This window comes from Klebsiella michiganensis (assembly GCF_015139575.1).
Taxonomy (GTDB): domain Bacteria; phylum Pseudomonadota; class Gammaproteobacteria; order Enterobacterales; family Enterobacteriaceae; genus Klebsiella; species Klebsiella michiganensis.
Genome location: NZ_AP022547.1, coordinates 5,377,582 through 5,403,621 on the forward strand (window position 1 = coordinate 5,377,582; position 26,040 = coordinate 5,403,621).

The 26,040-nt window shown below is 56.0% G+C and carries 30 protein-coding genes; 10 read left to right on the forward strand and 20 right to left on the reverse strand.

The features are described 5' to 3' along the window. Positions 1-68 precede the first annotated feature (68 nt). Both JLG71_RS25115 and ytfE read left to right on the forward strand, forming a co-directional pair. Positions 69-1,040, forward strand: coding sequence for a DMT family transporter (locus tag JLG71_RS25115; RefSeq protein ID WP_004098010.1), 972 nt, complete (start codon positions 69-71; stop codon positions 1,038-1,040). A gap of 82 nt (positions 1,041-1,122) precedes the next feature. Continuing rightward, positions 1,123-1,785, forward strand: a complete 663-nt coding sequence (gene ytfE / locus JLG71_RS25120) for an iron-sulfur cluster repair protein YtfE (RefSeq protein ID WP_014227630.1) — start codon at positions 1,123-1,125, stop codon at positions 1,783-1,785. A gap of 114 nt (positions 1,786-1,899) precedes the next feature. Here the strand turns inward: ytfE and cycA are convergent, their stop codons facing one another. Continuing rightward, the gene (gene cycA / locus JLG71_RS25125; protein ID WP_049083192.1) at positions 1,900-3,303 is read right to left on the reverse strand and encodes a D-serine/D-alanine/glycine transporter; all 1,404 of its coding nucleotides are present in this window, start codon (positions 3,301-3,303) and stop codon (positions 1,900-1,902) included. Positions 3,304-3,609: 306 nt separating this feature from the next. Then, positions 3,610-4,230 (reverse strand): FKBP-type peptidyl-prolyl cis-trans isomerase, encoded by a 621-nt coding sequence (fklB, locus tag JLG71_RS25130; protein WP_004871077.1) that lies wholly within the window; start codon positions 4,228-4,230, stop codon positions 3,610-3,612. Positions 4,231-4,681: 451 nt separating this feature from the next. Here fklB and JLG71_RS25135 point away from each other — a divergent pair, with 451 nt between their 5' ends. Then, positions 4,682-5,335, forward strand: coding sequence for a LysM-like peptidoglycan-binding domain-containing protein (locus JLG71_RS25135; RefSeq protein WP_200913885.1), 654 nt, complete (start codon positions 4,682-4,684; stop codon positions 5,333-5,335). 19 nt (positions 5,336-5,354) lie between these two features. On the opposite strand, the gene JLG71_RS25140 is transcribed toward JLG71_RS25135, so the two are convergent. From JLG71_RS25140 to rpsF, 5 genes are all read right to left on the reverse strand, one after another. Further along, a complete protein-coding gene (locus tag JLG71_RS25140; protein WP_200913886.1) occupies positions 5,355-6,305 on the reverse strand; it encodes a DMT family transporter in 951 nt (316 codons plus the stop codon). Positions 6,306-6,451: 146 nt separating this feature from the next. Next, entirely contained in the window at positions 6,452-6,901 is a 450-nt protein-coding gene (gene rplI / locus JLG71_RS25145) for a 50S ribosomal protein L9 (protein ID WP_004098003.1), read from the reverse strand. 41 nt (positions 6,902-6,942) lie between these two features. Continuing rightward, positions 6,943-7,170 carry a 30S ribosomal protein S18 gene (gene rpsR, locus JLG71_RS25150; protein WP_000135199.1) on the reverse strand — a complete coding sequence of 76 codons (228 nt, stop codon included), beginning with the start codon at positions 7,168-7,170 and terminating at the stop codon, positions 6,943-6,945. 4 nt (positions 7,171-7,174) lie between these two features. Next, the gene (priB, locus tag JLG71_RS25155) at positions 7,175-7,489 is read right to left on the reverse strand and encodes a primosomal replication protein N (protein ID WP_004098002.1); all 315 of its coding nucleotides are present in this window, start codon (positions 7,487-7,489) and stop codon (positions 7,175-7,177) included. 5 nt (positions 7,490-7,494) lie between these two features. After that, entirely contained in the window at positions 7,495-7,890 is a 396-nt protein-coding gene (gene rpsF / locus JLG71_RS25160) for a 30S ribosomal protein S6 (RefSeq protein WP_004098001.1), read from the reverse strand. A 336-nt stretch (positions 7,891-8,226) separates the two neighbouring features. Here rpsF and JLG71_RS25165 point away from each other — a divergent pair, with 336 nt between their 5' ends. Together JLG71_RS25165 and JLG71_RS25170 are read left to right on the forward strand one after the other, a co-directional pair. Beyond that, complete coding sequence (locus tag JLG71_RS25165) at positions 8,227-8,502, forward strand: YdgH/BhsA/McbA family protein (RefSeq protein ID WP_004098000.1); 276 nt, start codon at positions 8,227-8,229, stop codon at positions 8,500-8,502. A gap of 180 nt (positions 8,503-8,682) precedes the next feature. Further along, positions 8,683-9,876, forward strand: a complete 1,194-nt coding sequence (locus tag JLG71_RS25170) for an MFS transporter (protein WP_064375664.1) — start codon at positions 8,683-8,685, stop codon at positions 9,874-9,876. A gap of 62 nt (positions 9,877-9,938) precedes the next feature. Here JLG71_RS25170 and JLG71_RS25175 read toward each other — a convergent pair whose 3' ends face one another. Genes JLG71_RS25175 through ulaA form a run of 6 tightly spaced genes read right to left on the reverse strand, consistent with a single transcriptional unit; the run spans position 9,939 to position 14,348 of the window. Continuing rightward, positions 9,939-10,625, reverse strand: coding sequence for an L-ribulose-5-phosphate 4-epimerase (locus JLG71_RS25175; RefSeq protein WP_186006395.1), 687 nt, complete (start codon positions 10,623-10,625; stop codon positions 9,939-9,941). Beyond that, a complete protein-coding gene (locus tag JLG71_RS25180) occupies positions 10,625-11,479 on the reverse strand; it encodes an L-ribulose-5-phosphate 3-epimerase (protein ID WP_014227628.1) in 855 nt (284 codons plus the stop codon). The genes JLG71_RS25175 and JLG71_RS25180 overlap by 1 nt, the downstream gene beginning before the upstream one ends. Positions 11,480-11,488: 9 nt before the next feature. Beyond that, positions 11,489-12,139 (reverse strand): 3-keto-L-gulonate-6-phosphate decarboxylase UlaD, encoded by a 651-nt coding sequence (locus JLG71_RS25185; RefSeq protein WP_049083195.1) that lies wholly within the window; start codon positions 12,137-12,139, stop codon positions 11,489-11,491. A gap of 13 nt (positions 12,140-12,152) precedes the next feature. After that, positions 12,153-12,620 carry a PTS ascorbate transporter subunit IIA gene (ulaC, locus tag JLG71_RS25190; protein WP_154904470.1) on the reverse strand — a complete coding sequence of 156 codons (468 nt, stop codon included), beginning with the start codon at positions 12,618-12,620 and terminating at the stop codon, positions 12,153-12,155. Between the two features lie 9 nt (positions 12,621-12,629). Next, a complete protein-coding gene (gene ulaB, locus JLG71_RS25195) occupies positions 12,630-12,935 on the reverse strand; it encodes a PTS ascorbate transporter subunit IIB (protein WP_004109091.1) in 306 nt (101 codons plus the stop codon). Between the two features lie 12 nt (positions 12,936-12,947). Further along, positions 12,948-14,348 carry a PTS ascorbate transporter subunit IIC gene (gene ulaA / locus JLG71_RS25200; protein WP_004097992.1) on the reverse strand — a complete coding sequence of 467 codons (1,401 nt, stop codon included), beginning with the start codon at positions 14,346-14,348 and terminating at the stop codon, positions 12,948-12,950. 364 nt (positions 14,349-14,712) lie between these two features. Between ulaA and ulaG the strand changes: the two genes are divergently transcribed. Both ulaG and ulaR read left to right on the forward strand, forming a co-directional pair. Further along, positions 14,713-15,777, forward strand: coding sequence for an L-ascorbate 6-phosphate lactonase (gene ulaG / locus JLG71_RS25205; protein WP_122116890.1), 1,065 nt, complete (start codon positions 14,713-14,715; stop codon positions 15,775-15,777). 106 nt (positions 15,778-15,883) lie between these two features. Then, positions 15,884-16,639, forward strand: coding sequence for an HTH-type transcriptional regulator UlaR (ulaR, locus tag JLG71_RS25210; protein ID WP_004097990.1), 756 nt, complete (start codon positions 15,884-15,886; stop codon positions 16,637-16,639). Here ulaR and yjfP read toward each other — a convergent pair. Continuing rightward, positions 16,636-17,352, reverse strand: coding sequence for an esterase (gene yjfP / locus JLG71_RS25215; RefSeq protein WP_122116889.1), 717 nt, complete (start codon positions 17,350-17,352; stop codon positions 16,636-16,638). The two genes, ulaR and yjfP, sit on opposite strands and share 4 nt — an antisense overlap. Before the next feature lie 197 nt (positions 17,353-17,549). Here yjfP and bsmA point away from each other — a divergent pair, with 197 nt between their 5' ends. Next, positions 17,550-17,858, forward strand: a complete 309-nt coding sequence (bsmA, locus tag JLG71_RS25220; protein ID WP_004097988.1) for a biofilm peroxide resistance protein BsmA — start codon at positions 17,550-17,552, stop codon at positions 17,856-17,858. A 137-nt stretch (positions 17,859-17,995) separates the two neighbouring features. Continuing rightward, the gene (gene yjfN, locus JLG71_RS25225) at positions 17,996-18,271 is read left to right on the forward strand and encodes a DUF1471 family protease activator YjfN (RefSeq protein ID WP_014227626.1); all 276 of its coding nucleotides are present in this window, start codon (positions 17,996-17,998) and stop codon (positions 18,269-18,271) included. On the opposite strand, the gene JLG71_RS25230 is transcribed toward yjfN, so the two are convergent. Beyond that, complete coding sequence (locus JLG71_RS25230) at positions 18,262-19,899, reverse strand: isovaleryl-CoA dehydrogenase (protein ID WP_049069023.1); 1,638 nt, start codon at positions 19,897-19,899, stop codon at positions 18,262-18,264. The genes yjfN and JLG71_RS25230 overlap by 10 nt on opposite strands. A gap of 105 nt (positions 19,900-20,004) precedes the next feature. Between JLG71_RS25230 and JLG71_RS25235 the strand changes: the two genes are divergently transcribed. After that, positions 20,005-20,358 carry a hypothetical protein gene (locus tag JLG71_RS25235; RefSeq protein WP_122116888.1) on the forward strand — a complete coding sequence of 118 codons (354 nt, stop codon included), beginning with the start codon at positions 20,005-20,007 and terminating at the stop codon, positions 20,356-20,358. Between the two features lie 45 nt (positions 20,359-20,403). Here the strand turns inward: JLG71_RS25235 and rlmB are convergent, their stop codons facing one another. The 5 genes from rlmB to JLG71_RS25260 all read right to left on the reverse strand — a co-directional run bounded on the left by rlmB (position 20,404) and on the right by JLG71_RS25260 (position 25,884). Beyond that, on the reverse strand, positions 20,404-21,135 hold the full coding sequence (gene rlmB, locus JLG71_RS25240) for a 23S rRNA (guanosine(2251)-2'-O)-methyltransferase RlmB (protein ID WP_004109129.1): 732 nt from the start codon (positions 21,133-21,135) through the stop codon (positions 20,404-20,406). Positions 21,136-21,222: 87 nt separating this feature from the next. Then, positions 21,223-23,673, reverse strand: a complete 2,451-nt coding sequence (gene rnr, locus JLG71_RS25245; protein ID WP_004097981.1) for a ribonuclease R — start codon at positions 23,671-23,673, stop codon at positions 21,223-21,225. Positions 23,674-23,710: 37 nt separating this feature from the next. Then, complete coding sequence (nsrR, locus tag JLG71_RS25250; protein ID WP_004097980.1) at positions 23,711-24,136, reverse strand: nitric oxide-sensing transcriptional repressor NsrR; 426 nt, start codon at positions 24,134-24,136, stop codon at positions 23,711-23,713. Between the two features lie 149 nt (positions 24,137-24,285). Further along, positions 24,286-25,584 (reverse strand): adenylosuccinate synthase, encoded by a 1,299-nt coding sequence (locus JLG71_RS25255; RefSeq protein ID WP_004097979.1) that lies wholly within the window; start codon positions 25,582-25,584, stop codon positions 24,286-24,288. Between the two features lie 102 nt (positions 25,585-25,686). Continuing rightward, on the reverse strand, positions 25,687-25,884 hold the full coding sequence (locus JLG71_RS25260) for a DUF2065 domain-containing protein (RefSeq protein WP_004097978.1): 198 nt from the start codon (positions 25,882-25,884) through the stop codon (positions 25,687-25,689). Positions 25,885-26,040 lie beyond the last annotated feature (156 nt).

A 26,040-nucleotide genomic window follows, 5' to 3' on the forward strand; every position in this document is an offset into this window, starting at 1 on the left:
CCTCATACAATATTCCCGCTTTTGCCTCGCCTACACTGTCGGCAACGAAAAAAGTAATGGAAGGCGTGATGATTAGTGGTGTGCTGTACGCCCTGCTGGCAGGGCTGATGTGGGGATTGATATTCGTGGGTCCTTTACTGGTGCCGGAATACCCGGCGGTTTTACAGTCGATGGGGCGCTATCTGGCGCTGGGGCTGATCGCCCTGCCGCTGGCCTGGCTGGGCCGCGCGCGGCTGCGCCAGCTCACCGGGAAAGACTGGTGGACGGCGCTGGGGCTGACCATGATGGGCAACTTAATCTATTACGTCTGCCTGGCCAGCGCGATTCAGCGTACCGGCGCGCCGGTATCGACGATGATTATCGGCACCCTGCCGGTCGTGCTGCCGGTTTTCGCCAACCTGCTCTATAGCCAGCGCGACGGCAAGCTGCCGTGGCGACGCCTGTTCCCGGCGCTGGTCTGTATTGCCCTCGGCCTGGCGTGCGTCAATATCGCCGAGCTGCATCAGGGCTTACCCGATTTCAGCCCGTGGCGCTACGGCTCCGGTATCGCGCTGGCGCTGATCTCGGTGGTGTGCTGGGCCTGGTACGCGCTGCGCAACGCCCGCTGGCTGCGGGAAAATCCGGATAAACCGCCGATGATGTGGGCCACCGCGCAGGCGCTGGTGACCCTGCCGGTATCCCTGGCCGGATACCTTATCGCCTGCGGGTGGCTGCACGGCCAGCACGCGGACTTTCCGCTCCCCTTCGGCCCGCGCCCGGCGGTGTTTGTCACCCTGATGCTGGCGATCGCTATCTTCTGTTCATGGGTCGGCGCGTGGTGCTGGAACGTTGCCAGCCAGCGTCTGCCAACGGTGATCCTCGGGCCGCTGATCGTCTTCGAAACCCTTGCCGGACTGCTGTATACCTTTATTCTGCGCCAGAGCCTGCCCCCGCTTCTCACCTTCAGCGGTATCCTGCTGCTGGTGCTCGGCGTGGTGTCCGCCGTGCGTGCCCGCCCGGAAAAGCCCGCGCTGCAGGAGCTGGTCAGCGAGAAAAAATAGCCTGGTATCCTAAAGGGGTATTCCCAGGAATATAAGATGCATTTAAAATACAACTTATATTCTTGATGACGAGGTAACTGCTATGGCTTTCCGTGACCAACCTTTAGGCGAGCTGGCGCTGACGATTCCGCGCGCCTCCGCGCTGTTCCGTCAATACGATATGGACTACTGCTGCGGCGGCAAACAGACGCTGGAGCGCGCGGCGTCGCGCAAAGAGCTGGACGTCGCGGTGATTGAAGCCGAGCTGGCCAAACTGGCGGAAGAGCCGGTAGAGCGCGACTGGCGGGCTGCGCCCTATGCGGAAATCATCGATCACATTATCGTTCGCTATCACGACCGGCATCGCGAGCAGCTGCCGGAGCTGATTTTACAGGCCACTAAAGTCGAGCGCGTTCACGCCGACAAACCCAACGTTCCGAAAGGCTTAACCAAGTATCTGACCATGCTGCACCAGGAGCTTTCCAGCCATATGATGAAAGAGGAGCAGATTCTGTTCCCGATGATCAAACAGGGCATGGGAACGCAGGCCGGCGGTCCTATCAGCGTCATGGAAAGCGAGCATGATGAAGCGGGCGAGCTGCTGGAGGTGATCAAGCACATCACGCAGAACGTGACGCCGCCGGCGGAAGCCTGCACTACCTGGAAAGCGATGTACAACGGCATCAACGAGCTGATTGATGACCTGATGGAGCACATCAGCCTTGAAAATAACGTACTGTTCCCGCGTGCCCTCGCCGGAAAGTAAATAAAAAGGCGCCCGCAGGCGCCCTCGACATTGTCAGTCTTATTGGCCACCCCGGGTGGCCTTTTTTATGACGGACCGTTGCAAGCAACGTTAAAAACCGCTGCCGAAGATTTTTTATTTCGCCAGGCGCTTCTTGCCGGCAAACAGCCAGCCCGCGCCGAGCAGCACAAACCACAGCGGGGTCACCATCAGCGCTTCGCGGGTATCGGCTTCCAGCGTCAGCAGGACCAGCACAAAGACGAAGAATGCCATGCACACCCAGCACATCAGTTTGCCCAGCGGCATCTTATATTTGGACTGATCATGCAGCTGCGGACGCTTTCTGCGGTAGGCCAGATACGAGCACAGGATAATCGTCCAGACGAACATAAACAGGATCGCCGACACCGTGGTAATCATGGTAAACGCCGCGATCACGCTTGGATTGACCATCAGCATGACTACGCCGCCCAGCAGACACATACAGGAGAAGGTCAGGCCTTTCGCCGGTACCGCGCGCTTCGACAGCTTGGCGAACATTTTCGGCGCCTGTCCGTCCTGCGCCAGACCGAACAGCATACGGCTGGTGGAAAACACGCCGCTGTTAGCGGAAGAGGCCGCCGAGGTCAGCACCACGAAGTTGATCAGGCTTGCCGCCGCCGGCAGCCCGACCAGCACAAACAGCTCAACGAACGGGCTCTTTGACGGCACGACGGAGCTCCACGGCGTCACTGACATAATCACGATCAGCGCAAAGACGTAGAACATAATGATGCGGATTGGAATCGAGTTAATCGCCCGCGGCAGGGATTTCTCAGGATCTTTGGTTTCCGCCGCCGTGGTTCCCACCAGTTCGATGCCCACAAAGGCGAATACCGCTATCTGGAAGCCGGCAAAGAATCCGCTGATGCCTTTCGGGAACCAGCCGCCGTCATTCCACAGATGGGCGAAAGAGGCCTCTACGCCGGTCGGTGACTGGAAGTGCATCATCACCATCACCAGGCCGACGACAATCAGCGCCACGATAGCGACAATTTTGATCATCGCAAACCAGAACTCCATCTCGCCGAACATCTTCACGGTGGCGAGGTTAAGGCCCAGCAGCAGCAGGATGACCGCCAGCGAGGCGACCCAGTCGGAGAGTCCCGGGAACCAGAACTGCGCATAGGCGGTGATCGCCACCACGTCCGCCATCCCGGTTACCACCCAGCAGAACCAGTAGGTCCAGCCGGTAAAATAGCCTGCCCAGGGGCCCAGCAGGTCGGCGGCAAAATCGCTGAACGACTTGTATTCGAGATTCGACAGCAGCAGTTCGCCCATGGCGCGCATGACGAAAAACAGCATAAAGCCGATGATCATATAAACAAAAATAATTGACGGCCCGGCAAGGCTGATGGTTTTGCCTGAGCCCATAAACAGCCCGGTGCCAATCGCACCACCGATAGCAATAAGCTGAATATGCCGGTTAGTGAGATTTCGCCGCAGCGATTGTTCAGTCGGAGCCTGTTCGTCGGCAGCGACTTTTACCTGATCTACCATGTGATTTTTTCCTGTTGTACCTGTCTGTGTTGTTCGGGCTCTACTGGCCCTTCATTCGTATTAACCCCGGAACGAGGGTTTATCGATATTAGGTAAGAATCGGAGGGATGAATACTATGATTTAGATATAATGTTAATTTTATGTTTAAAGTGAGTGTTATATCACTCCGGTTACGCGAAACAGCTCACAAAAATACACCCATTAAGCAGATATGCAATATAAAGCTCCACCAAACGCTCAACTTAAGGGTTTTACACTATTTAAAGCGGCCCCCTCCCCCGTACGGGAGAGGAAGCACCTGCTGTTTAGATAATATCCAGCAGTTCAACTTCAAAAATCAGGGTGCTGAACGGAGGAATGGATGCGCCCGCGCCGCGCTCGCCGTAGGCCAGGCTGTGCGGAATCGTCAGTTCCCATTTGGAACCCACCGGCATCAGGGTCAGCGCTTCAATCCAGCCGCCGATCACCCCGGTCACCGGGAATTCAGCCGGTTCGCCGCGCGCAACGGAGCTATCGAAGACGGTGCCGTCGATCAGTTTGCCGGTGTAGTGAACGCGAACGCGATCAGTACGCGCCGGGATCGGGCCTTCGCCCTGGGTCAGAACGCGGAACTGCAGGCCAGACTCGGTGCTGTTCACGCCTTCGCGCTCGCGGTTTTCTTCCAGGTATTTCTCACCATCCGCGGCCATTTCCTGGAAACGCTCGCGACGCACGGCGTCAGCGCGTTCGTGGATTTCGCGCAGCGCGCGGTGAACGGCTTCCACCGGCACCTGCGGCTGTTGACCTTCCAGCGCGTCAGCAATACCCGCGACCAGCGCTTCCGGCAGCAGCCCCTGCAGGCCAGATTCGCTCAGCTGTTGTCCAACCTGCAAGCCGATACCGTAACTTGCCTGTGCTTCGATCGTGTCAAAAGTTGGGGTTGCCATCTTTGTTCCTTTTTTGGTGGGGATTCTCATGCTCCCGGGCCTTCAAATTGCGAAAGGCGGCGAGCGGAGAAAAGAGGTGGGAAGCATATCAGCCATAGCACGACGGGTAAAACTTTGTCGCCTGGATGATGACAAATCTAAGGGAAACAGAAACAATAGAGAGATAAGGTTAACCTCACGAAACATAGCTTTGTCTCGTCCTTCAGGAAGTTAGCCATCTATACCCGTCATACTTTAAGTTGCAGGAGCGTTGGCTTCGCCAGCGCGCCCCAGTCACATAGTTATCTATGCTCCTGGGAACTTACTGACTTGCCGCGTTACTCGGCCTGCGGCCTCGCCCCTACGGGGCCAGCGCAAGCGCTGTTCAAGGCAAACCTTGTCCTGCGACTTAAATTATTTAGGGTATATACTTTATTTACAGGATAAAAATATGCGGAGCAGGAGGAAAGCCATGCCCGGGCGCTTTGAACTGACATCTACCCTGGCGAAGATCTGGCACGCCCCGGATCATTTTCGCCTCATGGATCCGCTACCGCCGATGCACCGCCGCGGCATCATTGCCGGGGCGCTGCTGGTAATTATCGGCGTTCTGCTCCCTTCCGAGGATAACAGCAGCCCGGTTCAGGCCAGCCGCGAGGCGAATCTCAACCTGCAATCCCAGTCGCAGCCCTCTTCCGGCAATCAGGCGGTCCCGCTGCCGCCCATCACCAACACGCCGCCGGTCAACGATGCCGATCAGGTGGCGCCGGTCGCACCGGAGCCGATTCAGGATGAGCAGCCGGATCAGCCGCAGACCGCATCTCAGCCTTATCAGGAGCCGCAGTCGACTCCCGGCATCGAGCAGCAGTGGCGGACCTACCGTATTGAATCGGGGAAAACTCTCGCGCAGTTGTTCCGCGACCACAACCTGCCGCCGACCGACGTTTACGCCATGGCCAAGGTGGAAGGCGCCGGTAAACCGCTAAGCTCACTGCAGACCGGGCAGACGGTCCAGATCCGTCAGAACGCCAGCGGCGTGGTCACCGGGCTGACTATCGATACCGGCGGCGGCCAGCAGGTGCTATTTACCCGCCAGTCGAACGGCAGCTTTATTCGCGTCCGTTAAGGCCTCACGGCCGGGTAGCTTACCCGGCCTGCTGTGGCGATTTCCCGGATGTTGTCCCCGGCTTATTCACCCACCAGATCCCGGCGCACACCAGCGCCAGCGCAACCGCATATTTCAGTTCAAGAATATTCTCGCCGAGGAAGATGGCCGACAGCACGGTGCCGGCAACCGGGACCACAAAGTTAAACGGCGCAATCATGCTCACCCGGTTATGCTTGAGCAGCACGCTCCATAGAGCAAAAGCGATGGAAGAGAGCAGCGTCAAATAAGCCAGAACCAGCGCAGCAGCGGCGCTGTGAACCTCAAGGGTGCCGCCGGTCAGATAGCCGCCGCCGACCAGTACCAGGCCGCCAAACGCCAGCTGCCAGCCGGTCATCACCGTCGGGTCAACCGTCTGCGAAATGCGCTTCCCGTACAGCGTCGCCGCCGACAGGATAAACGCCGCCAGCACCACAAAGCCGTCGCCCTGCCAGACAAAGCTAAAATCGTTCAATGAACGATTAACGTTCACCAGCATTACGCCGGCAAAGCCGACAATACAGCCGATGGCTTTGTTGTAGCTCAGCCTGTCATTCTGATAGATAAAGTGCGCCAGCAGAACGCTGAAGAAGGTACCGGTGGCGTTCATAATCGATCCCTTCACGCCGGTGGTAAACGCCAGGCCAACGTAGAAGAAAACGTACTGGATAGAGGTTTGCGTGACGCCCAGTATCGCCAGCTGCCCGCACTGACAGGGATTCAAGCGGGCAATCGGCTTACGCTGCGCCAGCGCGAAGAGCAGCAGCAGCGCGCCGGCAAACAGAAAGCGATAGCCAGCAAAGACGATTTTAGACGGCACATCATCAGTGGCAATCTGAAACAGTTCATAGCCGCTTTTAATCGCCGGATAGGAGCTTCCCCACAGCAGACAGCAGAGGGTTGCGCAGGCATAAGCCACTTTCTTGCGGGAAAAAATCGAGGGTGCGTCCATTCACTTCACCAGAAATAAAATAGTGTTTTATTTTATTATCCAGAAAGTTGCTAAGAATAGCCACCATACCAGGAAAAGATTCGACAAAGACAGAAAAGCAAAACGCCGGCACAAGGCCGGCGTCTCGACGTGAGTTGAGTAAAAAATTACTCAGCTACAACGTTAACAACCAGTTTAGCGAAAACTTCGCTGTGAACCTGGAAGTCCACTTCGTGCTCACCGGTGGTGCGCAGAACGCCGTTCGGCAGACGAACTTCGCTCTTAGCAACGGCAACGCCAGCTGCAGTTACAGCGTCAGCGATGTCGCGAGTACCGATGGAACCGAACAGTTTACCTTCGTCGCCAGATTTAGACGCGATGGTAACGGTGCCCAGTGCGTTGATTGCTTCAGCACGTGCGTTAGCAGCGCCCAGAACTTCAGCCAGTTTGGCTTCCAGTTCAGCACGGCGTGCTTCGAAGAATTCAACGTTTTTCTTGGTAGCAGGAACAGCTTTACCCTGTGGTACCAGGAAGTTACGAGCATAGCCCGCTTTAACGTTAACCTGATCACCCAGGCTACCCAGGTTTGCTACTTTATCAAGCAGAATAACTTGCATTACCTTATCCTCTCAAAGTCGTATTAATGGACCGTGACCGATTACTGATGACGATCAGTGTACGGCAGCAGGGACAGGTAGCGAGCGCGTTTGATAGCGCGTGCCAGCTGACGCTGATATTTTGCACGGGTACCGGTGATACGGCTCGGGACAATCTTACCGCTTTCGGTGATGTAGTTTTTCAGCGTAGCGATATCTTTATAGTCGATCTCTTGAACGCCTTCCGCGGTGAAACGGCAGAACTTGCGACGACGGAAATAACGTGCCATATGGCTAGTCTCCAGAATCTATCAATTCAATCTGCTCGGCATGCAGAACCATTTTGCTCAAGCCGTTCTTTGCCTTGTGGCAAGAGATGAACCCTCGAACGATTACTGCGCTACCGACCGTTATACTGTGAGTAATGGCCTGGTTCTGGTGTCCGCTGATTATCACGGGCATCTGGCACCATGCCTGCCGGTGAAAACCGGCTTCCTCCTGCACCGAACGATGCTCAAGCACGAACTGGCAGTGTGGAATTCCTGACGGGCTGACCTTACGAAGTGGAGTCCTGCATACAATGCCGGACAGCTCCAGACGGTTGGTCATCAGGATTACTCTTCAGAATCCCCAGCTTCAGAATCATCTGCGGTTTCGTTGGCGAAATCTTCGCGACGCTCACGGCGCTCGTCTTTCGCTTTAACCATCGGAGATGCTTCGGTAACAGCGTGCTTAGTACGCATTACCATGCTGCGGATAACGGCGTCGTTGAAGCGGAAGTTAGTTTCCAGCTCATCGATCGCTTCCTGCGGCGCTTCAACGTTCAGCAGAACGTAGTGAGCTTTGTGCAGTTTGTTGATCGGATAAGCCAGCTGACGGCGGCCCCAGTCTTCCAGACGGTGGATCGTACCTTCTGCTGCAGTGATTGCACCAGTGTAACGTTCGATCATGCCCGGAACCTGTTCGCTCTGGTCAGGATGGACCATAAAAACGATTTCGTAATGACGCATCGAATTGCTCCTTACGGATTATTCAGCCTCCTGTCTGGGTCAGCCGCGGCCCATGGAGGCAAGGAACGTGTTAAAGGGCGGCTGAAAAATTGACGCGTCATAATACGGGCGAGCGGGGTTTAAGACAAGTGAATTGTGCAAATAATTCGCACTAAGCGCGAAGTGACCTTAAGCCAGTGATTTAAAATTAATCAACGACGGAAGCGACAATTTTTTGAACAACTGCATCAGAAATGGTCGCGATACGCCAGACAGGCAGAGATTACACTTAGATCAGAAGCAATCCATACCCCAGGGAAGCGGGTGAACGTCAGGAGCGTCATAAGGAGGTAGGTGATGAAATACATCCTCATAACCATGATGGCAGCGCTTTTGTTGAGCGCCAACGCGCTGGCTGCTATTAAAATCGATGCCCGCCAGGCCCGCAACATGGACGATGTGCAGAGCCTCGGCGTTATCTATATCAACCACAACATCGCCACCGAGCAGGAAGCCGACCAGGCGCTTAGCCAGCAGAGCGATGCTCAGGGAGCGAAGTACTTCCAGCCGATCCTCATTCATGAACCGGGAAGCGACGGCGCCATTCACGCCAGTGCCGCCATTTACCGCTAGTTTTCCCGGATCGTTGGCTTCTTCCCGTTGCAGGGGGAAGCCAGCGATGGCATTGCCCGGCGGTCATACCCGCACAATCGCGCCTTAATGCAATTGAGAATTATTTTTTCTCGTGACTTATCAGCGCCAGCGTAACCTGATTTAATCACTCTTTAACCGCATGATTATCCGGAGTGCTTCATGGTTCCGCGTTTTGCCACGCTAAGCCGTATCCCAAAAGGGGTTTGGGTTCTTGGCGGCGTTAGCCTGCTGATGGATGTTTCCTCGGAAATGATCCACAGCCTGCTCCCTCTATTTATGGCCACCACGCTGGGAGCCAGCGTCATTATTATCGGCATTATCGAAGGCGTCGCGGAAGCCACCGCGCTGATACTGAAGGTGTTTTCCGGCGTCATCAGCGATTATGTCGGCAAGCGTAAAGGGCTGGCGCTGCTCGGCTATGGCCTGGGTGCGCTGAGCAAGCCTCTTTTCGCCATCGCGCCCACCTCAGGCGTGGTGTTTAGCGCCCGGATGATCGACCGCGTGGGCAAAGGGATACGCGGCGCGCCGCGGGATGCGCTGGTCGCCGACGTCACCCCACCGGAAATTCGCGGAGCCGCCTACGGGCTGCGCCAGTCGCTGGATACCATCGGCGCTTTTCTGGGGCCGCTGCTTGCCGTCGCGCTGATGTTTCTCTGGGATAACGATTTCCAGTCTATTTTTTGGGTCGCGGCGATCCCCGCCGTTCTCTCTATCGCTTTACTGGGCTTTGGATTAAAAGAGCCCAGGACGGCGGTCGTCCAGAAACGCACTAACCCCCTGCGCCGCGAGAATCTCAAGAAGCTTTCCGCCGCCTACTGGTGGGTGGTGGCTATCGGCTCGATTTTTACCCTTGCCCGCTTCAGCGAAGCCTTTCTGGTCCTGCGCGCCCAGCAGATGGCGATCCCGCTGTTCGCTATTCCGCTGGTGATGGTCGCCATGAATCTGGTTTACAGCCTGACCGCCTATCCATTCGGGAAACTATCGGACAGCATGAGCCACAGCAAAATGCTGCAGTGGGGCCTGCTGGTGCTGATCGCCGCCGATATCGTGCTGGCGCTCAGCAGCCACTGGAGCACGCTTTTAGCCGGCGTCGCGCTGTGGGGTATTCATATGGGCATGACGCAGGGTCTGCTGGCGGCGATGGTGGCGCACACCGCCCCGCCTGAACTGCGCGGAACAGCGTTCGGGATGTTCAACCTGATGAGCGGCATCGCCCTGCTGCTGGCCAGCGCCGGTGCGGGCGTGCTGTGGGAAGTTCTGGGCGCCGCCTCGACGTTTTACGCCGGCGCGATAATCTGCGTTGTGACGCTGGTTGGCATGCGCTGCATGCCGTCGGCTTATCAGCAAAACTAAAAATGGCTCCGGAGCAGACCGGTTGATTCATCATAAAGATGAAATGCTCCGGAGCACCTGTTTCACTTTTGCCCGTAATAGGCATCTGGCCCGTGCTTGCGCATAAAATGCTTGTCCATCAGCCAGCTATCGATGGGCTTCAGCTGCGGGTTGATCGCGCGAGCAATCCACGCCATCCGCGCCACCTCTTCCATCACCACCGCGTTATGCACCGCATCGTGCGCATCCTTGCCCCAGGCAAAAGGCCCGTGCTGATAGACCACGATGCCCGGCGTATGCAGCGGCTCAACGTCACCCAGCGTTTCGATAATCACGTGGCCCGTGTTCAGCTCATAAGCCTCCGCCACTTCCTGCGCGCTTAACGCCCGGGTGCAGGGAATGTCGCCAAAGAAGTAGTCCGCGTGGGTCGTCCCCAGAGCGGGAATAGCCAGACCCGCCTGCGCCCAGGCCGTCGCGTGCGCCGAGTGGGTATGCACCACGCCGCCAAGGCTCGGATAGCGGCGATACAGCGCCAGATGCGTGGCGGTATCGGAAGAAGGACGATAGCGTCCTTCCACCACGTTCCCTTCGAGATCCACGACCACCATATCGTCCGCTTTCATGGTCTCGTAGGCGACGCCGCTGGGCTTAATCGCCACCAGCCCGCGTTCGCGGTCGATAGCGCTGACGTTACCCCAGGTAAAAGTGACCAGGCCGTAGCGCGGTAAATCCATGTTGGCGTCGAAAACCTGCCGTTTTAGCGTTTGCATTATGCCACCTCCAGCAGACCGGCGCTGGCCATCCGCGCCTTCACCCAATCGCGCGCTTTCGCGACCTCGGCGGCGGGATCGTCGGTCGTTTCGCTCCACATTTCAATTAGATACGGACCGCAGTAGCCCGTCTGCTTGAGCGTTTCGAAACAACGTTCAAAATCGACGACGCCTTCGCCGAACGGCACGTTTTTAAATACGCCGGGTTTCGTGTCTTTTATGTGCACCGCCACGATATGCCCCATCCCGGCCTGAAGCTCCATCTGTACGTCGTTATCCCAGGCGGAAAGGTTGCCGATGTCCGGATAGAGCTGGAACCACGGATTATTCAGGTAGTGGGCGTAGCCCAGCGCCTTGCTGATCGAGTTCATCAGCGGGTAGTCCATAATTTCCATCGCCAGCGTTACCTGCGCGCGGCTGGCCATTTCAACGCTCTCTTTTAGCCCATCGCGGAAACGACGACGCGTCTCGTTATTGGCTTCCTGGTAGTAGACGTCGTAGCCCGCCAGCTGGATTACGCGAATCCCCACATCCTGCGCCAGCCGAATCGCTTTGCGCATAATCTCCAGGCCCTGCGCCCGTACCGCGTCGTCTTCGCTACCGAGCGGGAAGCGCCGATGGGCGCTCAGGCACATTGAGGGCACGCGCACCCCGGTTTCCGCAATCGCGTTAACCAGCGCGAAGCGCTGCTCCCGGCTCCAGTCGAGCCGGGCCAGGCGGTCATCAGTTTCATCGACCGACATTTCGACGAAATCAAAACCGAGCGCCTTAGCCAGCCGCAGACGTTCCAGCCAGCACTCCCCGGCGGGGAGCGCTTTTTCATAGATGCCGAGCGGAATAGGTTTCGACAGCATAGCCGCTCCTTAGCCCCACAGCTGGGCGATCGAACGTTTAAACTGCCGCGCGGCTTCCACCGGGGAAGCGGCGTCGCGAATGCTGCGACCGGCGATAAAGACGTGGATCGGAATCCCCTGGAACAGCGGCAAATCCTCCAGCGCCAGGCCGCCGGTGACGGTGACTTTAAAGCCCATCCCGGCCAGGCGTTTGATCGCGCTGATATCCGCCTCGCCCCACGCTACGCCGGCGGCCTGGGCATCGCGGCTGCGGTGATAAACCACCTGCTGAACGCCCGCTTCACGCCACTCCTGCGCCTGCTCCCAGGTCCAGTAGCCGGTCAGTTCGATCTGGACGTCGCCGTTGAACTCTTTCGCCACGTCCAGCGCGCCTTTGGTGGTGTTGATGTCCGCGCAGCAGATCACGGTGACCCAGTCGGCGTTGGCTTCAAAGCACATGCGGGAGAGAATTTTACCGGCATCGGCGATTTTGGCATCCGCCAGCACGATTTTGTTGGGATAGAGCGCCTTCAGGTCGCGAACGGCGCGTACGCCCTCAGCCACGCAGAGAATGGTACCGACTTCAATAATGTCCACTTCATCGGCAATCAGGCGCGTCGTTTCATACGCGGAAGACATAGATTGGTTATCGAGCGCAACCTGCAACATAGGTAATGACATTTTGGTGTTCCTTTTAAACGGCCGCTGCCGTAGCGTTATCAATTAATTTCAGAACTTCCTGCGCGGAGCGGCAGGCGCGTAAACGGTCAAAATTGGCTTCATCTTCAAACAGGTTGACGATCTGCATGATGCCGACTTCCTGATGGGTATTGGCATCCACGGCCGCCATGGTGATCAGGATGTCGACCGGGTCGTTATCCTCATGATTGAAAACCAGCGGCGTTTTCAGCGTAACCAGCGCAAAGCCCGTTTTCTTCACCCCCTCTTCCGGCCGGCCGTGCGGCATCGCCAGGCCGGGAGCAATCACAAAATAAGGGCCGTGCTGAGCAACGCCATCCAGAATGGCCTGGTAGTAGCGCGGCTCCACGACATCCGCCTTCACCAGTAAATCAACGCTCAGCTTGACGGCTTCCTGCCAGGTGCTGGCGTCGGCCTGTAAAAGGATGGAGTTGTTCTCCACCAGCGAATCACGTAATTTCATTTGGCGTCCTTACTTCACATCCTGCGGGAAGTGCGCTTTGATCACCTCCAGCAGTTTTGGGCCAAAATCCGCAGGCGAGAGCATGTTGCGCACGCCAACCACGTATTTGTTGCCGGAGACGCTAATCTCACCGGCGATATGGGTGGAGGCGATGATAATGTCCGCGCCGTTGAGTTCACTTTTGTATTCCCCCACCGCGCAGCTGTTTACCGTGTGATCGATATTTGACTGGGTCAAAAACTGGTCCACCTTCATCTTCATGATCATGGAACTGCCTTGCCCGTTGCCACATACAGCCAGAATACGTACGGTCATAGTCAAAACTCCTTATTGAGCAGAAGCATCTGCCAGTTGTTTTTCCGCGTCCTCTTCAGCGCGCAGCGTGCGCCCTGCGAAGAACATATAAGCCAGTGCGATAATGATAATGACGGCCATAAACGCGATACCGATGGAGGCGAAGCCCTGCATCATCGGCGGCGCCAGAATTGACCAGTCCGCCATGCCCATCCAGGCGCTCATGCCGGTCAGCTTCACCGCCCAGACGCAGCCAAAGATTTCGATCATGCCCATCACCAGACAAATCTTGAGCGCCGCGCGCCAGCCGCCAAAGTGGTTAGCAAAGACGCCGATGGTGGCGTTCGAGAAAAACATCGGGATAAAGCCCGGAATAATCAGAATGGAAGAGCCGAAGCCGACCAGAATACCGACGGCGATCAGCTGGCCGATGGTGCCCCACATAAAGCCCCAGACGACGGCGTTTGGCGCAAAGCTATAGATCGCCGCACAGTCAATGGCCAGTACGGCGCCGGGAATCAGGCGCTGGGAGATGCCGTTGAACGCCTCGGAAAGTTCGGCGACGAACATGCGCACGCCCTGGGTGATAATGAAAATCGCGACGGCGAACGAGAAGCCCGTTTGCAGGATATAGACCGTCCAGTGGGTGTTACCCGCCATCGCCTGTACGGTGTCGATGCCGAAGGAGAGCAGAATCGCGCCGAAGAAAATGGTCATCACGATGGCCGTGGAGACGATGTTGTCGTGAAAGATGTTCAGCCAGCCCGGCAGCTTAAGATCCTCAACGCTCTCCTCTTTTTTGCCCAGATACGGGGCGACCTTGTAAGCAATCCATGAAGCGAACTGCTGCTGGTGTCCGATGGAGAAGCCGCAGCCGTCGGTCACTTCCTGAGTCGGCTTATACATCATGTTCGAGGTAATGCCCCAATAGAGCGACACCAGTACCGCCGTACAGATGATGGTCGTCCACATCGGGTAGCCGAAGATGTAAAAAGAGACGGCGATCAGCCCCGCCTGCTGGAACATGATGTGCCCGGTCAGCATGATGGTGCGAATACCGGTAATACGCCGCAGCAGGACATAACAGATATTCAGCGCCAGGGCTAACAGCACGGCATAGCCCACCCAGCTGTAGGCGTCGCCCATGCGTTCGATCGTGGCCATCATTGACGCGTAGGTATCGGAGATAGCGCCGTTAATGCCGTAAACCTCAGACATTTTCGCCACGACCGGCTTAAACGTGCTGGTCAGAATGCCGGAGCCGGCCTGCAGCAGCATAAAACCGATAATGGTTTTAATCGTCCCTTTAACAATAACGCTGGCGCTTTTGCGCAGCAGGATATAGCCCAGGCAGGTCACAATACCCAGCAGCAGCGGGGCGTTGGTCATAACCTGGTTAAAGAACACGGTAAAGATGTGGTAGAGAATCTCCATAACACACTCCAGAAGGTGGACGCTCTGAACGCACGCTACGCCCAGGTTGGTTGTTGCGATCACTCTAATAATCAAGAATAATCACAACAAGATTATATTTGATTAAATGTGACGCACGCCGCAAATAATCACACAATCCGCCATCGTATTAATTCTCATTTCTACAAAATGTAAAATAGTATATTTAAATCAATGAAATAAAACCTAACTCATGTCATAACGTCAGCCTGCCCCTCTTTTTACTCTCCACGATTCCCCTCATGAAGGGCAAATTTCAGGATTGCAATCTTGAACAAACGGTGCCAGTATTCGTCAAAACAAATCACATCGTGATTATTTTTGATAATATGTGAGGGAAAAACAAATGAGTAAAGTACAAACCATCACCCGCGAATCATGGATCCTGAACACTTTTCCGGAGTGGGGTAGCTGGCTGAACGAAGAAATTGAACAAGAGCAGGTTGCGCCGGGCACCTTTGCCATGTGGTGGTTGGGCTGTACGGGCATCTGGCTGAAATCCGAAGGCGGAGCCAATATCTGCGTCGATTTCTGGTGCGGTACCGGCAAGCAAAGCCACGGGAACCCGCTGATGAAAACGGGCCACCAGATGCAGCGTATGGCCGGCGTGAAGAAGCTCCAGCCAAACCTGCGCACCACTCCGTTTGTTCTCGATCCGTTCGCTATTCGCCAGATCGACGCCGTACTGTCCACTCACGATCATAACGATCATATTGATGTGAACGTGGCCGCCGCGGTCATGCAGAACTGCGCCGAGGACGTGCCGTTCATCGGCCCGCAAACCTGCGTCGACCTGTGGATGGGCTGGGGCGTTCCAAAAGAGCGCTGTATCGTGATGAAACCAGGGGATGTGGTTAAAATAAAGGATGTTGAAATCCACGCGCTTGACGCTTTTGACCGTACGGCCCTGATCACCTTACCCGCGGATCAAAAAGCCGCAGGCGTCCTGCCGGACGGAATGGATCAGCGCGCGGTGAACTATTTGTTCAAAACGCCGGGCGGCAACCTGTATCACAGCGGCGATTCCCACTACTCCAACTACTACGCGAAGCACGGTAACGAACACCAGATCGACGTGGCGCTGGGCTCCTATGGCGAGAACCCGCGCGGTATCACCGACAAAATGACCAGCGCCGATATCCTGCGCATGGCCGAGTCGCTGAATGCTAAAGTGGTAATCCCGTTCCATCACGATATCTGGTCAAACTTCCAGGCCGATCCGCAGGAAATCCGCGTTTTGTGGGAGATGAAAAAACATCGTCTGCAGTATGGCTTTAAGCCTTTCATCTGGCAGGTGGGCGGAAAATTCACCTGGCCGCTGGATAAAGACAACTTCGAATACCATTATCCGCGCGGATTCGACGATTGCTTCACGATGGAACCGGACCTGCCCTTTAAGTCGTTCCTGTAAGGCTTCTCCGGCGGGACCGCCCGCCGGAAATTATCCCCGTCAGCATTAGTATTTTCACCTGATTTCAAATATCATCTTTGCTTATCACTTTTAATCGGATTTGCTCATGACGGAAGCGCAAAGACATCAAATTTTACTGGATTTGCTGGCACAAACGGGATTTGTCACCGTGGAGCAGGTGATTTCCCGGCTGGGAATTTCTCCGGCGACGGCACGACGCGATATCAACAAACTCGACGAAAGCGGCAGGCTGAAAAAAGTCCGCAACGGCGCGGAAGCCATCAGCGAGCAGCGCCCGCGCTGGTCGCCAATGAATATTCACCAGGCGCAAAACCACGATGAGAAGGTACGGATTGCGCGTGCGGCTTCGCAGCTGGTCAACCCTGGCGAAAGCATCGTCATTAACTGCGGCTCTACCGCATTCCTGCTTGGGCAGGAGCTGTGCGGCAAACCGGTACAGATCATCACCAACTATTTGCCGCTGGCCAACTATCTGATCGATCAGGAACACGACAGCGTCATCATTATGGGCGGGCAGTATAACCGCAGCCACTCTATCACCCTGAGCCCGCAGGGCAGCGAAAACAGCCTGTATGCCGGGCACTGGATGTTCACCAGCGGCAAAGGGTTGACCGCCGAAGGGCTGTATAAAACCGATATGCTGACGGCGATGGCGGAGCAAAAAATGCTTAACGTCGTCGGCAAACTCGCGGTCCTGGTCGACAGCAGCAAAGTCGGCGAACGCGCCGGAATGCTCTTTAGCCAGGCCGGGCAAATCGACCTGGTGATTACCGGTAAACAGGCGGATGAGGCGATCCTCAAGCAGCTTGAGGATCAGGGCGTACAGGTGATTCGCGTTTAAAGGTGACGTTGAAAAAAGTCCACCGTCGCGGCTAACGCTTCCGGCGTAATGCGGTGGCGGACGCCTTTCTGCCAGAGGCAGGTTAAATTGTCGGCCAGCGCGTTTTGCTGCAGCGCCTGCTGCAGGCGGAAGGTTTCCCCCGGCGGCACGACATCATCTTCATCGCCGTGCCAGAGCAGCAGCGGACGGCTGGCCAGGGTCGCCAGCTGCTGGCTGACGTCCCACGCCACCAGCTGTTCTGCATCGAACGAAGGCGAAGGGAAAAGCGCCTGCGAGAGCGAACTGAAATAGCCTGACCCCATCAGGCAGGCTACGCTTTTCAGCTCCGGGTGGTGGGTCATAATCCCTAATGCCGTCATTCCGCCCATTGATGCGCCTGCCACCGCCAGCCTGTCGTCAGCAAGCCATCCCCGATCCCGAATCGCCTCCTGTAGTGCCGGAAATTCAATAAAATTGTTCATCAGAATCGGCCAGAAGCGCTGCATCCGCCCCTGCTCGTCTCCCCGGTAGCGCGCGCCGTGTTCCGCTGCATCAGGCATAATCACCCGAAACCCCGCCTCTGCAAGCGCAACGGCAAAATAGCTGTAGACCAGCTTAGAAGAGGTAAAACCATGATAAAAGACAATGCAAGGCAGCGCCGTATCCACGGCGCCCTGCGGGTATGCATGGAGAACCTCCCCACCCGCAAGGTTACGCATTTCTAATGCAATCATTTACCGTCTCCTTTCTCTCAAGTGATGTTATGTTATTACTCAAGTCGCTCGTTCGCACATGATTCATAATCTTGAGAACCAGATTACGCTTTCACGATATTTTCATTCGAAAATCGCGTACGGGATAACAATTTGGGAACATTCCCCGGAAATGACATTCAGGCTACCACTACACTATGACTAACAGGAAACGAGATATGGTTATGCGTAGGTTTGCACCGTGGTTAATGGCAATCGCTTTAACCGGCTGTAGCGCCCTACAGGGGACGCCAAAGGCGCCGCCGCCGGCAACCGACCATCCACAAGAGATCCAGCGTAATCAGACGGCGGGTCTGCAGAAGATGGGGACGGTGAGCGTATTAATGTACGGCTCACCGATGGATGTCGAGGCTGCGCTAAAGGTCAAAGCTGAGGCGGCTAAAGCGGATTACTACGTCATCATAATGATTGATGACACCATGGTTCCGGGCCAGTGGTATTCGCAGGCAATTTTGTACCGTAAATAGCGGTCAACCTTTAAGCCAGCTTTACACTGCTTTGCATCCATTCACGTTCTCCTGTGCATAATAACGTTCGGCCAGCTGTAACCTGGCAGAACGTTAGCAACGGACTGCCCTCAGGACTATGTGAAATGGAGCTGACGATGAAACGAACTTTTACCCTACCCAGCCTGATGTTGACCACCGTCACGGCCAATACTTCCGCGCAGTCAGCGGAGTTTGCCAGCGCTGACTGCGTAACGGGCCTGAACGAAATTGGCCTGATTTGCGTTAACAACATCTCGGGCAGCCAGCAGGATGTTGAACACGCTATCGCCGTGCAGGCCGATGAGCAGGGCGCCTCCTGGTATCGCATCGTCCAGATGTACGAGGAGCAGCAGCCGGACAACTGGCGGGTACAGGCCATTCTTTATGCCTGAGGCGCCTGTCGTCCACGCCCCGTTGCCCGTAACAGTAAGTCATCCAGCGTCTGCTCATCCAGCCGCATGCCGCCGCGCGCGTCGAGCATCATACGGCACCAGGCCTCTGCCAGCGGCGGTGACGCGAAGCGTAATAGCTGCGCCCCAACGCCCAGCATATAGACCAGCCGGGTAATCTCCCGCCCCTGCTCTTCCAGAGGCCGCCGTAGCCACTGCTGCAGCTGCCGCCACGTCCGATCGAAATGACGATTTTGCCCTTTCACTTCCGCGCACTCCGCCGCCAGAAGTTCGAGCGCCGCCGGCTGCTTCATCAGAACCCGCATCACGTCCAGACACATAATATTACCGGAACCTTCCCAGATGCTGTTTACCGGCATTTCACGGTACAAACGCGGTAATTCACTCTCTTCACAATAGCCTGAACCGCCCAGTACCTCCATCGCCTCGGCGACGAACGCGATCCCGGATTTGCAGACAGCAAATTTCGCGGCGGGCGTGAACAGCCTTGCCCATAGCGCTTCCTGCACATCGTCGCGCCTGTCCCAGGCCCTCGCCAGGCGGAACAGAAAGGCGGTTTGCCCTTCCAGCCGCAGCGCCATCTGCCCCAGAACCTGACGCATTATCGGCTGATCGACCAGATTTTTACCAAATGCCTGACGCTGCAGAGCATGGTATAGCGCTACCGAATAGGCCCGGCGCATCAGCGCATGGCTACCCAGCGCGCAGTCAAAACGGGTCAGGCCGCCCATTTTGAGAATTTGCCGGACGCCATCGCCCTCTTCTCCGACCAGCCAGCCGCAGGCATTGAAAAACTCGACTTCGCTGCTGGCGTTCGCGCGGTTACCTAATTTATCTTTCAGCCTTTCCAGATGTACACCGTTACGCTGGCCATCCGGCAACAGGCGCGGAACAAAAAAGCAGGAGAGGCCCGCCGGCGCCTGAGCCAGCACCAGATGAGCATCGCTCTGCGGTACCGAGAAAAACCATTTATGTCCGATCAGATGATAAAAGCCTTCTGCGCTTTTCTCCGCTCGCGTCGTGTTGCTCAGGACATCGGACCCGCCCTGCTTTTCCGTCATCCCCATCCCGATAAGCAGCCCGCGTTTCTGATTACCCGGCACAAGGTGCGGATCGTAGCGATCGCTTAATAGCGGCGATAGCCAGTCGCTAAAAGTCTCGGGTAAGGAGCGCTGCAGCAATGGAATCGCGGCAAAGGTCATGGTGGTGGGACACAGGGTGCCCGCCTCGACCTGCGCATGCAGCATAAAGCGGGCAGCGCGGGCAACGAAGGCGCCTTCACGAGCCTCTTCCTGCCAGGCAAGATTATGTACCCGGTTAGCGCACAGCCCCTGCATCAGTAAATGCCAGGCGGGGTGGAAACGAACATCGTCAAGACGCGATCCCGTTGCGTCATAGCGCAGCAGTTCCGGCGGATTGCTGTTGGCCAGGCGCCCCAGCTCCAGCGATTCGGCCGTCCCCAGCTGTTGGCCAATGCTCGCCAGCAGATCGCCATCCCAGCCCGCGCCTTCGCGGACGACGGCTTCACGCAGGGCGGTATCGGACAGGAATAAGTTACTGTTACATAGCGGCGAGGGTTGATTAAATACGGTATGAGTTTGCCAGTGCATTATGTTTCCCTCCTTCAATGGCTCTATCCATAAGTATGGACAACGGCGCACTTTCCGTCAGAGAACTCTGTTATAAAGTTCTCTCACAATCAGAAAGGGAATTTCATGATTCATTTAATTATTGAAGATCGGCAAAATGCGCCGAACTATATTCCGCTTATCCACCGCCATCTTCCTCATCTCGCGATGAGCGCTATCAAACAGAACCTGAACGCTTCCGGTTACGTCACCTCATTTGATGAAAACAAAATCTGCGATGACATTCTGGAAGAGCAGAATCCTATTGGAAATTTTCTTAATCTCATCAAAGTATTAAAGAATCGAGGCGCGCAGCTTAAATTCCTCGAGCAAACGGGAGATGAACCGGGAGAGGAATTACCCTTGAGCCAGGTCCTGAACTATGTTGAAAGAGGTCTCGACATTGCCCGTCGGATAGAGCGAGAAGGCGGTCAGAACTGAAGAAGATAAGCCATTCCAGAGAATGGCTTATTTGGAAAGAAGAGATTAGCTGCGCTGGCGTACCGCTTCAAACAGGCAAATACCGGTGGCGACCGATACGTTCAGCGACGACACGCTACCGGCCATCGGGATGCTGATCAACTCGTCGCAGTGCTCCCGGGTCAGGCGGCGCATGCCTTCGCCTTCCGCCCCCATGACCAGCGCCAGCGATCCGGTCATTTTGCTCTGGAACAGCGTATGATCGGCCTCGCCGGCGGTACCGACGATCCAGACGTTCTCTTCCTGCAGCAGACGCATGGTACGCGCCAGGTTGGTGACGCGGATCAGCGGGACGTTTTCCGCCGCGCCGCAGGCCACTTTTTTCGCCGTGGCATTCAGCTGCGCAGAACGGTCTTTGGGGACAATCACCGCATGCACGCCAGCGGCGTCAGCGCTACGTAAACAGGCGCCGAGGTTGTGCGGATCGGTCACGCCGTCAAGGATCAAAAAGAACGGCTGATCGAGAGAGGCGATCAGATCCGGCAGATCGTTCTCCTGATACTGACGTCCGGGCTTCACGCGGGCAATAATTCCCTGATGAACGGCGCCTTCGCTTTTCTCATCCAGAAACTGGCGGCTGGCGACCTGAATCACCACGCCCTGCGCTTCCAGGGCATGGATCAGCGGCATAAGGCGCTTATCCTCACGGCCTTTCAGAATAAAGACTTCCTGAAAACGTTCAGGAGCGCGCTCCAGCAGTGCCTGCACCGCGTGGATGCCGTAAATCATTTCACTCATTTATCTACTCGTTTAGGTTCTGTTATCCGTTCCCTTCCCCCCGCCCCGCCACGATGTCGGGAGGCGCGGGGGGGAAAGGGAATCGCACTACTCAGCGATATTCTTTTTCTTCGCCGCGCGCTTGGCTTTGGTCGCTGCGGCTATCTTCTGGGTTTTCTCCGACGGCTTCTTCGCTTTCTTCTCGCCTTTTGGCTGAGCGGCTTTCGGCTGAGACTGACCTTTCTGTTTGCGGAATGCGCTATCCGGCTCGAAGTTTACCTGCTTGCCCGCCTGACGGCGACGTCCGGAAGATTTACCTGCGCCGCCCTTCTTCGCTTTTTCACGCTCGGTCTTACCGACGTTGCGCGGCGCGCGCTCGCTGGAGATAAGCGAGAAGTCAATTTTACGCTCGTCCATGTTGACCGCTTCAACGCGCACTTCCACGCGATCGCCCAGTCGATAGGTCTGGCCGCCGGATTCACCAATCAGACGCTGCCCGACCTGATCGAAGCGGTAGTAGTCGTTATCGAGGGAAGAGACGTGCACCAGACCATCAATAAACAGCTCATCCAGACGGACGAAGAAACCAAAGCCGGTCACGCTGGCAATCACGCCCTTAAAGACGTTACCCACCTGATCCAGCATGAAATCACACTTCAGCCAGTCCGAAACATCGCGCGTCGCTTCATCAGCACGACGCTCGGTCATCGAACAGTGCGCCCCCAGCTGCAGCATCTCGTCCATGCTGTAGTGCCAGCCGCCGGTCTCGGTGCTATTGCCTTTATGTCCCTGCTCTTTCGCCAGTAAATACTTGATTGCGCGATGCAGCGAAAGGTCAGGATAGCGGCGAATCGGCGAGGTGAAGTGGGCATAGGATTGCAGCGCCAGACCAAAGTGGCCGCGGTTTTCCGGGTCGTATATCGCCTGTTTCATCGACCGCAGCAGCATGGTTTGCAGCATCTCTGCATCCGGACGATCGGCGATAGAGGTCAGTAATTCCGCATAGTCGCGCGGCTCCGGCTTGTTGCCGCCAGGCAGTTCAAGCCCCAGCTCCGCGAGCACCGAACGGAATGCGGTAATCGCTTCCGTACTCGGTTTGTCATGGATACGGAACAGCGCCGGTTCCTCGGCCTTCTCAACGAAGCGCGCAGCGGAGATGTTCGCCAGGATCATGCACTCTTCAATCAGCTTGTGCGCGTCGTTACGCTGAGTCTGCTCAATACGTTCAATGCGGCGTTCAGCATTAAAGATGAATTTAGCTTCTTCACTCTCAAATGAGATACCGCCGCGCTCTTCACGCGCGCCGTCCAGCACTTTGTAGAGGTTATGCAGCTCTTCAATATGCTTAACCAGCGGCGCGTACTGCTCACGCAGATCCTGGTCGCCCTGCAGCATATGCCAGACTTTGGTATAGGTCAGACGGGCATGGGAGCTCATCACCGCTTCGTAGAATTTGAAGCCGGTCAGACGCCCCTTGGCCGAAATCGTCATTTCACAAACCATACAGAGCCTGTCGACCTGAGGATTCAGTGAACACAGGCCGTTAGAGAGCACTTCAGGCAGCATCGGAACCACCTGAGACGGGAAGTAGACCGACGTGCCGCGGCTGCGCGCTTCGCCATCCAGCGGCGTACCCGGGCGCACGTAGTAGCTCACATCGGCGATCGCCACCCACAGACGCCAGCCACCGCCGCGTTTCTTCTCGCAGTACACGGCATCATCAAAGTCACGGGCGTCTTCGCCATCAATGGTGACCAGCGGCAGGCTGCGTAAATCAACGCGCCCTTGTTTCGCCTCTTCCGGTACCTGTTCTTTCAGGCCGGCGACCTGTTTTTCGACCGCTGGCGGCCAGACGTAGGGAATTTCATGGGTGCGCAGGGCCATATCGACCGCCATGCCGGTACCCATATTGTCGCCGAGGACCTCAACGATCTTGCCGACCGCTTTGGTGCGGCGGGTTGGGCGCTGGGTCAGCTCAACCACCACCACAAACCCCATTCGCGCGCCCATGATCTGTTCCGGGGGGATCAGGATATCGAAGCTCAGGCGGCTGTCATCCGGCACCACGAAGCCAACGCCCGCATCGGTAAAGTAGCGACCCACAATCTGGCCCGTTTTTGGCACCAGTACGCGGACAATACGCGCTTCGCGACGGCCTTTACGGTCGGCGCCCAGCGGCTGCGCCAGCACCTGATCGCCGTGAATACAGGTTTTCATCTGCTCGGACGACAGATACAGGTCATCTTTACGGCCTTCAACGCGCAGGAAGCCATAACCATCGCGATGACCGATAACGGTCCCTTTCAGCAGGTCAAGACGTTCCGGCAGCGCATAGCACTGACGACGCGTAAAGACCAGTTGACCATCGCGTTCCATTGCGCGCAGTCTGCGGCGCAATGCTTCTTGTTGTTCTTCGCCTTCAATATTCAGCTCTATTGCCAGCTCATCTCGGCTAGCCGGTTTTTCGCGTTTTGCTAAATGATCGAGGATAAATTCCCGGCTCGGGATTGGATTAGCGTATTTTTCAGATTCGCGGTCCAGGAAAGGATCTTGTGACATGTCGGTTCCTCCGTTGTCATCTCCAGTGAAGTTTACGTCACTCCACCAGCAATAATTTATAAAGCGGTTGATTCTTTTCAACCAAATCGGCCAGCGTGTAGTTATCCAGTTCCTTGAGAAAACTTTGCGCGGCTTCAGCAAGCGCCTGTTTCAGACGACAGGCGGGCGTAATATGGCAAAATTCGCTGCTGCAGTTGACCAACGAGAGCGGCTCCAGATCGCGAACAACATCACCCACGCGAATCATATTTGCCGGTTTCCCCAGACGAATTCCCCCGTTTTTTCCCCGTACCGCCGTCACGTACCCCACGCGACTTAGCTGATTGATTATTTTAACCATATGATTACGGGAAACGCCGTAAACCTCCGTCACTTCGGAGATGCTGGTCATTCTTCCATCCGGTAGCGACGCCATATAAATCAGCGCGCGTAATCCGTAATCAGTGAAACTCGTTAACTGCACAATCAACCTCAGGGAAAAGAAAAACAGAGTGCGTCGGTAGACAATTACTATTGATGATAAACCAGCCAGCGCTCAGGCCGCTAATTTATTTAAATGGGGCGGGCGAACAGCAAAAACAAGAGGCGCCTTAACGGCGCCCCTGGAGATCGTTATGCGTCGAACGGATCGCGCAAAATCATCGTCTCGGTACGGTCAGGACCGGTTGAGATAATATCAACCGGTACGCCGGTCAGCTCTTCAATGCGTGCGATGTAGTTCAGCGCTGCCTGCGGCAGACCGCTGCGCTCTTTCACGCCAAAGGTGGTTTCAGACCAGCCCGGCATGGTTTCGTAAATCGGCTCGATGCCTTCCCAGTTGTCAGCAGCCAGCGGAGTGGTCGTCACTTCGCGGCCATCCGGCATCCGGTAGGCTACGCAGATTTTAACTTCTTTCAGGCCGTCCAGGACGTCCAGCTTAGTCAGGCAGAAACCGGACAGGGAGTTAATCTGCACCGCGCGGCGCACCGCTACGGCATCCAGCCAGCCGGTACGACGACGACGGCCGGTGGTTGCGCCAAACTCGTTACCCTGCTTGCACAGGAACTCGCCGGTTTCATCAAACAGCTCAGTCGGGAACGGACCCGCACCTACGCGAGTGGAGTACGCTTTGATGATACCCAGAACGTAGTCTACATAACGCGGACCCAGACCGGAGCCGGTCGCCACGCCACCTGCGGTGGTGTTGGAAGAGGTTACGTACGGATAGGTACCGTGGTCGATATCGAGCAGCGTACCCTGTGCGCCTTCAAACATGACGAAATCGCCACGCTTGCGCGCCTGGTCAAGCAGATCGGAAACGTCAACAACCATCGCGGTCAGGATGTCGGCAATCGCCATGACGTCATCGAGAACTTTCTGGTAGTCAACCGCTTCAGCTTTGTAGAAATTCACCAGCTGGAAGTTGTGATATTCCATCACTTCTTTCAGTTTCTCAGCGAAGGTGGCTTTATCAAACAGATCGCCAACGCGCAGACCGCGGCGAGCCACTTTATCTTCGTAAGCCGGGCCGATACCGCGACCGGTCGTACCGATAGCTTTCGCGCCGCGCGCTTTTTCACGCGCGACATCCAGCGCAACGTGATATTCGAGGATAAGCGGGCACGCTTCAGAAAGCAGCAGACGCTCGCGGACAGGGATACCACGGTCTTCCAGACCTTTCATCTCTTTCATCAGCGCAGCCGGAGAAAGCACGACACCGTTACCGATGATGCTGGTGACATTCTCGCGAAGAATACCTGATGGAATGAGATGGAGGACGGTTTTTTCACCGTTGATTACGAGAGTATGGCCGGCGTTGTGACCGCCCTGATAGCGCACAACATATTTAGCCCGTTCAGTCAGGAGATCGACGATCTTCCCTTTACCTTCGTCACCCCATTGGGTGCCCAGTACGACGACGTTGTTACCCATTTTTCAAAATCACCGTTTGCTTAAAAATGGATTCTACCATCGCTTTTTCAGAGTTACAGCACTTTTTGCACTCAAAAGGCGGGAAATTAGTCTACTTTACGCTCAGCCAATCGTTTTCCTCAACATGTAGTAGATGACGATACCGGCAACCACAAGACCTCCGCCAAACCGGCGTAATAAATTATCCGGTAATTGGCTCATCGTGGCGACCATTCGACGCCACGCGCGCGGATAAAGCAGCGGCCCAAGCCCTTCAAGTACTAAAACCAGCGCCAGTGCCAGCCAAATTGTAGAGTTCATTATTCACCTTTATTTAAGTACAGCCACCGTCGCTCACCCCTGTGAGTCGTTGCTCAATTCATATTCTCCGGTATTTCATCATTGTTATGAACCGGCTTTATGAAACAAAATACATAACCCATTGGCGAACCCAAATCCGCTGCGAACATTGTAAAA